Below are 10314 nucleotides of genomic sequence, written 5' to 3' on the forward strand. Positions count from 1 at the left end.
GTCGAAGGTGTACCGGGCGACGGTGACCGGTGCGGGCGCGACCGGCGCGGCGGCGAGCGCGGGCGAGGAGGCGGCGATGCCCGGCAGGGCCGTCATCGCGAGGACTAGTGAGGCGGCGAAACGCATAGGACAAAAGGTACGGAATACTCTTTACGCCGCGATCATCGGAGGGTCAGCGTTTCGGGTGATCTCTACAGCAGACCGGCCGACTCGGCGATCATGCAGACGGCCACCAGGCGCATCAGGTGCCACTCGGCCGCCAGCCAGGCAGTGCCCGACACGTACGCGTGACCGGGCTCCGGCACCGGGCGGCCCATCCGCACGGCGGCGGCGAGGATCGACTTGGCGTACGCGGCCAGCCCCTCGGCGTCGACGGCGCGGCCGGCGTCCCGCAGGGCGTCACGCACCGCGGCGGCGTGCTGGTCGACCTGGGCCAGCAGACCGGCGTCACCGAGCGCGGCGGCGAGGCCGTCGACACCCACCCGCGCCATCATCTCGTCCAGCAGCGCGCGGGCCGGGTCGGCGGCGGGAGCGGTGGAAACCGGGGCGAAGGCCAGGAATTCGTTCGTCATGGGAAGGACGCTAGGGCCTCGCACCACCGGTTGACAGCCGGGTAACCGAACGGCACCCGACCGCTGCCCCGGACGCACCCCGCAGCCGGAAAAACCACCGCGAAAGGTACAGCAGACCTATCCGGGGAGCTGATCCATGGCCTTGTAGATCCGCTTGTCCGACACCGGATAGGCGGTGCCGAGGGCCTGGGCGAAGAAGTTGATCCGCAGCTCCTCGATCATCCAGCGGATCTCCCGCAGCCCCTCGTCGGCCGGGCCGCCCACCGGCAGCTCGGCGCGCAGCTCGCGGTACTCCCGCTCGATCTCGTGCACCTGGGTCATCAGCTGCCGGTCCCGCGGCAGGTTGCCGGGCAGGCGGTCCAGGCGGTGCGTGATGCCGCGCAGGTAGCGGGGCAGATGATGCAGCTGCTTCCAGCCGGTCCCGGTCACGAAGCCGGGATGCACGAGGCCCTTGAGCTGCTGCCGGATGTCGGCCAGGGCCGGCACCAGGGCCGGGTCGCGGGTGCTGCCGAGGCGCTGCTCGACGTCGTACGCGGTGGCGAGCACGGCCCGGACCTGGGTCACCACGTTGGCGACCGCGTCCACCAGGTCGGCCCGGACCTCCTCGCGCAGCTTCGTGAAGGACTCCTTGTCCCAGGCCGGGCCACCGGCGTCGGCGACCAGCTTGTCGACGGCCGCGCCGGCGCAGTCGTCGAGCAGGTCGGCGATCGAGCGGTACGGGTTGCCCCGCGACAGCTCCAGCTTGGCCCGGTTGTCCAGCCGGCCCTGCAGGAAGCGGGCGGCCGGCGGCAGGGTGAGCAGCAACAGCCGGCGGGTGCCCGCCCGCATCGCCTCCCGCTGCTCCTCCTCGGTCTCGAAGACGCGCACCGCCACGCTGTCGCCCTCGTCGGCCAGCGCCGGATAGACGGTCACCTCGTAGCCGCCGCGGACCTGGGCGATCGAGCGGGGCAGCTTGCCGAAGTCGTTGGTGGTGATGCCGCGGCGCTCGATGGCTCCGGCGGCGGCGGAGATGGTCGCCTGCACCTTGGGCGCCAGGCTCGCGCGCAGCACGTCGAGGTCACGGCCCTCGCCCGCCACGGCACCGTCCTCGTTGACCACCCGGAAGTTGATCCGCAGGTGCTCGGGGACCTGGTCGGGCCGCCAGGCGTCGCGCGGCACGACCGTGCCGGTCAGCCGGCGCAGCTCGTCGCCGACCGCGTCGGGCAGCGCGCCGCGGCGGGCCGGGATGCGGCTGAGCACCGCCTCGGCCCAGTCGGGCACCGGCACGAAGCTGGTCCGCAGCTGCTTGGGCAGGGCCCGGATCAGCGCGATCACGACCTCCCGGCGCAGCCCCGGCACCGACCAGCCGAAGTCGTCGGCGTCGAGCTTGTTGAGCAGCGGCAGCGGCACCCGTACGGTCACGCCGTCGGCGGCCGCGCCGGGCTCGAACTGGTAGGTCAGCGGCAGCCGGACCCCGTCGACCAGCCAGGCATCGGGGTACGCGCCCGGGTCGACGGCGTCGCGGCCCGCGTTGACCAGCAGCTCCCGGGTGAACGTGAGCAGCTCGGGGTTCTCGTGGCGGGCCTTCTTCCACCAGGCGTCGAAGTGCCGGGCGGAGACCACGTCGGCCGGGATCCGGGCGTCGTAGAGGGCGAACACGGTCTCGTCGTCCACCGCGATGTCCCGGCGGCGGGCCCGGTTCTCGATCTCCTCGATCCGGGCCAGCAGCTTGGCGTTCTCCGCGAAGAACTTGTGGTGGGTCTCCCAGTCGCCCTCGACCAGCGCGTGGCGGATGAACAGCTCACGGCACAGCGCCGGGTCGACCCGGGCGTAGCCGACCTTGCGGCGCGGCACGATCGGCAGCCCGTAGAGGGTCACCTTCTCGTACGCCATCACGGCGCCCAGCTTCTTCTCCCAGTGCGGCTCGCTGTAACTGCGCTTGACCAGGTGCGGCGCCAGCTTCTCGGCCCATTCGGGCTCGATCCGCGCGTTCACCCGGCCCCACAGCCGCGAGGTCTCGACCAGCTCGGCCGACATCACCCAGCGCGGCTGCTTCTTGAACAGCGCCGACCCTGGGAAGATCGCGAACTTGGCGCCGCGGGCGCCCAGATACTCCCGCTTGTCGGTGTCCTTGAGGCCGATGTGCGAGAGCAGACCGGCGAGCAGGGCCGTGTGCACGGGCTGGGCCCCGGCGAGCTCGTCGCGCTCGGTGAGGGTGAGCCCGAGGGTACGGACGACCTGCCGCAGCTGCGAGTAGATGTCCTGCCACTCGCGGACCCGCAGGTAGTTGAGGAACTCGCTGCGGCACAGCCGGCGGAACTGGTTGCCGGACAGCTCGCGCTGCTGCTCACGCAGGTAACGCCAGAGGTTGAGGTAGCTGAAGAAGTCGGATTCCTTGTCGGCGAACCGGGCGTGCTTCTCGTCGGCCTGCTGCTGCTTGTCGACCGGGCGCTCGCGGGGGTCCTGGATGGACAGCGCGGCGGTGATCACCATGACCTCGGCCAGGCAGTCCTGCTTGTCGGCCTCGATGACCATGCGGGCCAGCCGCGGGTCGACCGGCAGCTGGGCCAGCTGGCGGCCCATCGGGGTCAGCTTGCGCTGCTCCAGCGCGCCGAGCTCTTCCAGCAGCTTGACGCCGTCGGTGACGTTGCGCTTGTCCGGCGGGTCGATGAACGGGAACGCGGCCAGGTCGCCGAGCCCCAGCGCGGTCATCTGCAGGATGACCGAGGCGAGGTTGGTGCGCAGGATCTCCGGCTCGGTGAAGGCCGGCCGGGACTCGAAGTCCTCCTCGGAGTACAGCCGGATGCAGATGCCGTCCGAGGTGCGCCCGCAGCGGCCCTTGCGCTGGTTGGCGCTGGCCTGCGAGACCGCCTCGATGGGCAGCCGCTGCACCTTGAGCCGGCTGCTGTAGCGGGAGATGCGCGCGGTGCCGGGGTCGATGACGTAGCGGATGCCCGGCACGGTCAGCGAGGTCTCGGCGACGTTGGTGGCCAGCACGACCCGGCGCCCGGTGTGCCGCTGGAAGACCTTGTGCTGCTCGGCGGCGGACAGCCGGCCGTAGAGCGGGACGATCTCGGTGCTCTTCAGGTCGCGTTTGTTGAGCGCGTCGGCGGTGTCGCGGATCTCGCGCTCGCCGCTGAGGAAGACCAGGATGTCGCCGCTGCTCTCCCGGCCCAGCTCGTCGACCGCGGCGGCGATGCCGTCCACCTGGTCGATCGGCTCCTCGCGGCTCTCCCCCTCTTCGTCACCGGTGTCCTCGACCAGCGGGCGGTAGCGGACCTCGACCGGGTAGGTGCGGCCGGAGACCTCGATGACCGGGGCGGGGCCGGCCGGGCCGGCGAAGTGCTCGGCGAAGCGCTGCGTCTCGATCGTGGCCGACGTGATGATCAGCTTGAGGTCGGGGCGCTTGGGCAGCAGCTGGGCCAGGTAGCCGAGGATGAAGTCGATGTTGAGGCTGCGCTCGTGCGCCTCGTCGATGATCAGCGTGTCGTAGCGGCGCAGCATCCGGTCGTTCTGGATCTCGGCGAGCAGGATGCCGTCGGTCATCACCTTGACCATGGTCTCGTCGGTGACCTGGTCGGTGAAGCGGACCTTGTAACCGACCGTCGAGCCCAGCGGCGTGCCCAGCTCCTCGGCGATCCGCTCGGCGACCGTGCGGGCGGCGATCCGGCGGGGCTGGGTGTGCCCGATCTGGCCGCGTACGCCCCGGCCCAGCTCCAGGCAGATCTTGGGCAGCTGGGTGGTCTTGCCCGAACCGGTCTCGCCGGCGATCACCACGACCTGGTGGTCGCGGATGGCGGCCAGGATGTCGTCGCGGCGCTGGCTGACCGGCAGCTCGTCGGGATAGGTGATCGGCGGGACGGCGGCCAGGCGGGCCGCGCGCCGCTGCTCGGCCTCGGTCACCTCGGCGGCGATCTCGGTCAGCACGGCGGCCCGCGCGACCTCGTCGCGGATCCGGCGGGTGCCCTCGATGCGGCGCTGGAGCCGGCGCTCGTCGCGCGGCAGCAGCTCGGACAGGCGGCGGCGGAGCTCGGCGAGGTCCGGGCTGACGGGTGTGACAGACATGGCGCGTCAACAATAGGCAGATCCGGCCCGGAACGCCCGATGATTAACGCGCCGTCCGCATCACACCGGCGCGGTCACACCCGGGACAGCCCGTCGATCTGCGTCATCTCCTCGTCGCTGAGCACGAAGCCGTCGATCTGCGCGTTGCGGGCGATCCGCTCGGGAGTGGCGCTCTTGGGGATCACCACGATCTCGTGCTGCACGTGCCAGCGCAGCACCACCCGGGCCGGGTCGACGCCGTGCGCGGTGGCGATCCGGGTCAGCACCGGGTCGTGCAGGTCGGTGGTCTTGAACGGCGAATAGCCCTCGACCACCACACCACGCTCACGGTGCTCGGCGACCAGCTTGGCGTCGTACAGCTTGGGACCCCAGCGGATCTGGTTGACGGCCGGCTTCTGGCCGGTGGCGGCGATCAGCTCGTCGATGTCCTCGGTGCCGTAGTTGCTGACCCCGACGGCCCGCACCCGGCCCTCGTCGCGGGCGGTCAGCAGCTCGCGCCACACCTGCACCGACTTGCCGCGGCGCGGCGGCCAGTGGATCAGCCACAGGTCGACGGCGTCCAGGCCGAGCGCGGTGAGGCTGGCGTCCAGGGTGCCGCGTTCCTGGCCGGCCCGGTCCGGCGGCAGCTTGGTGGTGACGAAGACCTCGTCGCGGGGCACACCGCTGTCGCGCAGCGCCCGGCCGACCTCGGCCTCGTTGCCGTACATGGTGGCGGTGTCCAGGTGGCGGTAGCCGGCCTCCAGCGCCTCGCGCACCGCGTCGTACGCGGCACTCCCGCGGATCTGCCAGGTCCCGAAGCCGAGCAGCGGCATGTCGACCGGGCCACCCAGCGGTACGGAGGGAATCGTCATGCCCTCCATCTTGCCCACGTGGCGCCGGATCAGACCACGATGTTCGCGCCGGCCGGGATCAGTGCCGGGGCTGCCCGTTTCCCGGCAGCCGTCTCATTCGGTATCTCTCCGACAGCTTCCGGCCGGGTGGTCCGGCCATGAGAGACCGAGGTGCCATGATCGTCGTCGCAGAGGACCACGAGGACATCCGGTTCGTGCTCCAGCGCGCTCTGGAGCGGGCCGGCCATCAGGTCGTCGTCGCCAGCGACGGCGCCGCGGCCCTGGAGGCGGTCCGCAAGCATCGCCCCGACATCGTGGTGACCGACGTCGACATGCCGCGGATGACCGGGCTCGACCTGTGCCGGGCGATCCGCGCCGACGCCGGGCTCAAGCACATCCCGGTGGTGCTGGCCAGCGGCTCCATGCTGCCCGGGGACGAGCGGGCGGCCGAGGTGGGCGCGAACGCGACACTGCTCAAGCCGTTCCTGCCCGCTCAGCTCCTGGCGTGCGTGGCGGCGCTGCTGCCGCCGCGGCCGGCCTGATCCCGGACAGCGGCGCCGGCGTCGATCCCTCGACAGCCGCGCGCTCGGCCAGCGCCCGGTCCAGTGCGGCCAGATCTCCTGGGGCCTGATCGGGCGCGGTGGTGATGGCGAGCGGCAGGGTGAAGTGGAAACGCGTACCCCCGCCGGGGTTGTCGGTGACGCCGATCGTGCCGCCGTGGCGCTCCACGATCCGCCGGCAGATGGCCAGCCCGAGGCCCGTGCCGGCGTAGCCGGCGGCGGTGCCGGCCCGGTGGAAGGACTCGAAGATGTTCGGCTTGTCCTCGTCCGGGATGCCGATGCCGCGGTCGGCGATCTCGATCCGGGTCCAGCCCGGTGGCCCCGGCTGGGCCGTGACGTCGATCCGGGCGGGCCGGCCCGCCGGGACGTACTTGAGCGCGTTGCCGATCAGGTTGTCCAGCACGTGGCGCAGCATCGCCGGGTCCGCGTGCACGTCGGGCAGCGGCCCGACATAGCAGTCGGGCGGCGGCGGCCCACCGGGGCGCGGGCTCGCCAGGCGCTGCTCGATCACGTCCGCCACCAGCGGGCCGAGCCGCACGGCGCCGAGCTTGAGCGGCGCGTCGCGGGAGGTCGTGTAGGCCAGCAGGGTGTCGATCAGCGCCGCCATCCGGTCGGCGTTGTTGGCGATCCGGTCCAGGGCGGCGCGGGCCTCGAAGACCTCCGGGCCCTCGGGGGCGTCGGCCAGCTCGTCCGCCGCGACCTCGCAGTGCCCGCGGATGACCGCCAGCGGCGCCTTGAGGTCGTGTGCGACCACCCCGGCGAACACGGCCAGGTCGGTCTCGTAGCGGCGCAGCTCGGTGATGTCGTGGAAGACGGCGACGGCACCGTGGCGGCCCGCGGCGTTGGCGTCCAGCGGCCGGCCGTCCACGCTGACCAGGATGCCGTCCGGGCGGTGCGGGTTGCGGATGATCATCTCGACGTCGTCGGAGGACTCCCCGCGCAGGGCCCGGACCAGCGGCATCTCCTCGACCGGGAACGGGGTGTGCCCGTCGGGGCGGAACAGACCGTAGTGCTGCTGCCACTCCCCCGGCCCGTCGACGTCGTCGGGGACGCCGAGCAGCGCCTTGGCCGCCGGATTGTGCAGCAGGAACGCCCCGGACTCGTCGACCACCCCGACCCCGTCGCCGAGACTGGCCATGATCGCGCCGAGCAGGCCGGCCTGGCGGCGGCTCTCGGCCTCGGCGGTCCGCAGCTCCTCGGTCGCCACCAGCACCTGGGCCCGCGCCCGGGACCGGCCGGTGGCCAGGATCCACACCAGGCAGGCCAGCATGAACGTGATCGACAGGCCGCCGGCCAGCACGATCAGCGGCATGCTGGTGTGCGCGCCGGGCAGGTTGCGCGAGTCGGCCGCGGTGACCAGCGTCCACTGCCGGTCGGCCACCGGAAAGCTCGCCTGGCGGACCAGGTCCCGCCCGCCCGGCGCGTCGTACGCGGCCACCCGCACCCGCCGCCCGTCACCGTTGGTGGCGTACAGCTCGCCGTCGATCAGCCCCTGGCTGGCGGCGCCCAGCACGCTGCCGAGGAAGTCCTGACCGCGCAGGCCCAGCGCCACCCAGCCCTGGAACTCGGGGAACCGCCCGGGTTGCGTGGCCGAGGCGAAGACGGGGGCGGCGAACAGGAACGACAGCTGCTGGCGGTCCGGCGGGATGCCCCGGTCGCGCAGCAGCACGTAGGTGTCGGAGACGGCGGGCCGGCCGGTGCGGCGGGACTCGACGAGCGCGGCGGTGCCCTCGGCCGACGGCGCCACGTCGATGCCGGCCGTGGCCGGGGTCCCGTTGTTCAGGGTGCGCTGGAAGATCGAGAAGTAGTGCTCCGCATGGGTGCCGCTGGGCGCCAGCCGCAGCTCGGTGGCCCCGCGGGCGCGCCAGAACGCCTCGGTCGTGGCGACTGCCTCGGTCCGGGCCGGCACGACGAAGGCGACGGTGCTGACGCCGAGCAGGCCGGCGCTCTCCAACGGGGCCGAAGCGGCGGCGAAGTCGGTCGCGGTGATCCGGCTGTTGGTGCCCAGCCCGGCGGCGACCGCCTGGAGCAGGCTGCGGTAGCGCCCGGCCTCACCCGCGACGGCCACCCGGGCCACCGAGGTGCGCTGGTCCATCACCCGGTCCGCGCTCTCGCGCTGGTCGGAGCGCAGGGTGCCGGCGGTGAGCAGGGTGGCGGCGAGCCCGATGACGAGCACGGTGGCGGCGAGCAGCGGGCCGACGAAGCGTCCTGACCACGCTCCGGTCGCGCCGTCTCGCACCCTGGCACCGCGACTCCCCACCGAAGGGAGCATAAGACGCGAATCACCCCCGCCGACGAGGTTCCGCCGACGGGGGTGAGGACGATTCACTTCCAGGTGTCGTACTTGTACAGGTCGTAGGAGGCCATGATGCCGGTGACCTTGGTGTAGTAGTTCGGGTCCGTGGCGTAACCGGCCTTCCACACCGCCCAGATGAACTTGTTGGCGTCCTTGGTGTGCGCGAACGCTCCGGCGTACCGGCTGTTGACCCGCAGGAAGCTGCCGTGGTCGCGGAACGAGTGGGACTGGGTGGCGTACGTCCGGAAGCTGGCCGAGGTGGCGAAGCAGCTGCCGGCCTTGGTGCACTCGTTGGTCCGGTACACGTGGCAACCGTTGGCCAGCTTGCCGTAGCTGCCGTTCTGGCACTTGATGCCGAAGTAGTTGCGGTCCACCGAGGCCAGGCCGCTGCGGCCCCAGCCGGACTCGAGGATGGCCTGCGCGATGGTCACCGACGGCGGGACACCGTAGTCACGCCAGCCGCGCTGCGCGCCGGGCACCGAGGCCGCGATGAACTCGGCCGGGGTCAGCGTCACCGACGGGGCCGGCACCGGCGAGCCGGCGCACACCGGCAGCGGGCCGGAGTAGATGTAGGCGTGCGAGATGTACGAGCCGGTCGGCGTGCGGTCCCACTGGTTCGTCGAGCGGACCGTGCCGGCCACGTACTGACCGGTGACGGCGCAGGTCAGGTCGATCTTCGCGCCGCTGGCGACCGTACCGGTGACGGACTCGGTGGTGGCCGAGCCGGAGCGCAGGTTCACGCCGCCGTCGGTGCTCTTGACCGTGCCGATGACGTACCGGGCGGTGCCTGAGGTCTTGGTCTTGGTCGGTACGGCCTTCGGCGAGCTCACGGCGCAGCGCGGCAGCGAGCGGGCCGCCTTCACGTAGCCGTGCGAGACGTAACGGCCCGCGCCCAGCCGGTCCCACGACGTGGTGGTCCGCAGCGAGCCCTTGACCTTCTGGCCGGGCACGTAGCAGGCGACGGTGACCTTCTGCTTGTTGCGGACCGTGCCGACCACCTTGGCGGTCAGCGAGGGCCCGGAACGCACCTTGAGCGTGCTCCCGACGTGGATGGTGGCGGACACCCCGGCCGCTTCGGCGGCGCCGGGCGCCACGATCAGCCCGGCTCCGAGCGCGGCCAGCAGCAGCGGCGCGGTGAGCAGTCGGCGGGCGGTGTGCAGCATGAACATCCCCTTCATCGCGGCCGGTGTCTGCGTTTCGGCGTTCGTATGAAGGTCGCGGGGCGGCGTTGCGGGTCCGGGCTACGAGCGGGTGCATCCGGGTTGCCGGGGGCGGGAACGTGCTGCGTGGGGCGGATGTCACGGGAGGGGGCTATGATCCGCGGCGCGGACGTGCTTGAGATGTGCCTCGTCTGGGCAAAGCGGAACCGCCCACTCGTGACGTACTGGAGGACACCGCCGATGACGGCCCTGGCATCCCGCCCCGCAGAAAGCGCGGAACCCGCACCGGCCGACCGGCCGGGCCGGGGTTTCTGGCATGTGGTCGGGCACGCGTTCGTCGCGCTGCTCGCCGCGGCCGGCGTGGCCGGGGTCTATCTGGCCTGCGTGCGCACCCCGCTCGGGCAGACCGTGGACACGATGATGATGCAGGGCGCCGACGTCCGGCACGAGCGCGTGGTGCAGGTGCTGGACCGCGCCCTGAACGGCACGACACTGGCCAGCCTCGTGCTGGTCTGCGTGGCCGCGGCCGCGATCGGCTTCATCCGCCGCCGGGTCGACCTGGCGCTGGCCGCCGGCCTGCTGGTGATCGGGGCCAACGCCAGCACCCGGCTGTTCAAGAACCGCCTGCCCCGCCCCGACCTGGACGGCTTCCCCGCGCCGAACTCGTTCCCGAGCGGCCACACCACCGCGGCCGCCTCGGTGGCGTTCGCCCTGATCCTGGTGCTGCCGTTCGCCATCCGCGGCACGGTGGCGCTGATCGGCGCCGCCTACGTGACGATCATCGCGATCGCCACCGTCTGGGCCGAATGGCACCGGCCCAGCGACACCGTCGCGGCGCTGCTGGTCGTGCTG

Annotated in this window: 7 protein-coding genes; 2 read left to right on the top strand and 5 right to left on the bottom strand. The window is 72.3% G+C overall.

The window, feature by feature from the left end:
- Positions 1 to 191: 191 nt before the first annotated feature.
- The 3 genes from AB0C29_RS18415 to AB0C29_RS18425 form a co-directional block, all read right to left on the bottom strand.
- Positions 192 to 572, bottom strand: a complete 381-nt coding sequence (locus AB0C29_RS18415) for a DUF6401 family natural product biosynthesis protein (protein ID WP_360544127.1) — start codon at positions 570 to 572, stop codon at positions 192 to 194.
- 117 nt (positions 573 to 689) lie between these two features.
- The gene (gene hrpA, locus AB0C29_RS18420; RefSeq protein WP_360821595.1) at positions 690 to 4616 is read right to left on the bottom strand and encodes an ATP-dependent RNA helicase HrpA; all 3927 of its coding nucleotides are present in this window, start codon (positions 4614 to 4616) and stop codon (positions 690 to 692) included.
- Between the two features lie 74 nt (positions 4617 to 4690).
- Positions 4691 to 5467, bottom strand: a complete 777-nt coding sequence (locus AB0C29_RS18425) for an aldo/keto reductase (RefSeq protein ID WP_360821597.1) — start codon at positions 5465 to 5467, stop codon at positions 4691 to 4693.
- A gap of 155 nt (positions 5468 to 5622) precedes the next feature.
- On the opposite strand from AB0C29_RS18425, the gene AB0C29_RS18430 reads away from it, so the two are divergent.
- Positions 5623 to 5988, top strand: a complete 366-nt coding sequence (locus tag AB0C29_RS18430) for a response regulator (protein WP_360544131.1) — start codon at positions 5623 to 5625, stop codon at positions 5986 to 5988.
- On the opposite strand, the gene AB0C29_RS18435 is transcribed toward AB0C29_RS18430, so the two are convergent.
- Together AB0C29_RS18435 and gsmA are read right to left on the bottom strand one after the other, a co-directional pair.
- Positions 5921 to 8245, bottom strand: a complete 2325-nt coding sequence (locus AB0C29_RS18435; protein ID WP_360821599.1) for an ATP-binding protein — start codon at positions 8243 to 8245, stop codon at positions 5921 to 5923. The two genes, AB0C29_RS18430 and AB0C29_RS18435, sit on opposite strands and share 68 nt — an antisense overlap.
- 86 nt (positions 8246 to 8331) lie before the next feature.
- Complete coding sequence (gene gsmA / locus AB0C29_RS18440; RefSeq protein ID WP_360821600.1) at positions 8332 to 9480, bottom strand: sporangiospore maturation cell wall hydrolase GsmA; 1149 nt, start codon at positions 9478 to 9480, stop codon at positions 8332 to 8334.
- 222 nt (positions 9481 to 9702) lie between these two features.
- On the opposite strand from gsmA, the gene AB0C29_RS18445 reads away from it, so the two are divergent.
- The coding region (locus tag AB0C29_RS18445; RefSeq protein WP_360821603.1) for a phosphatase PAP2 family protein at positions 9703 to 10314 on the top strand (612 nt) is incomplete at its 3' end.

Source organism: Actinoplanes sp. NPDC048791 (genome assembly GCF_040650095.1).
Lineage (GTDB): Bacteria > Actinomycetota > Actinomycetes > Mycobacteriales > Micromonosporaceae > Actinoplanes.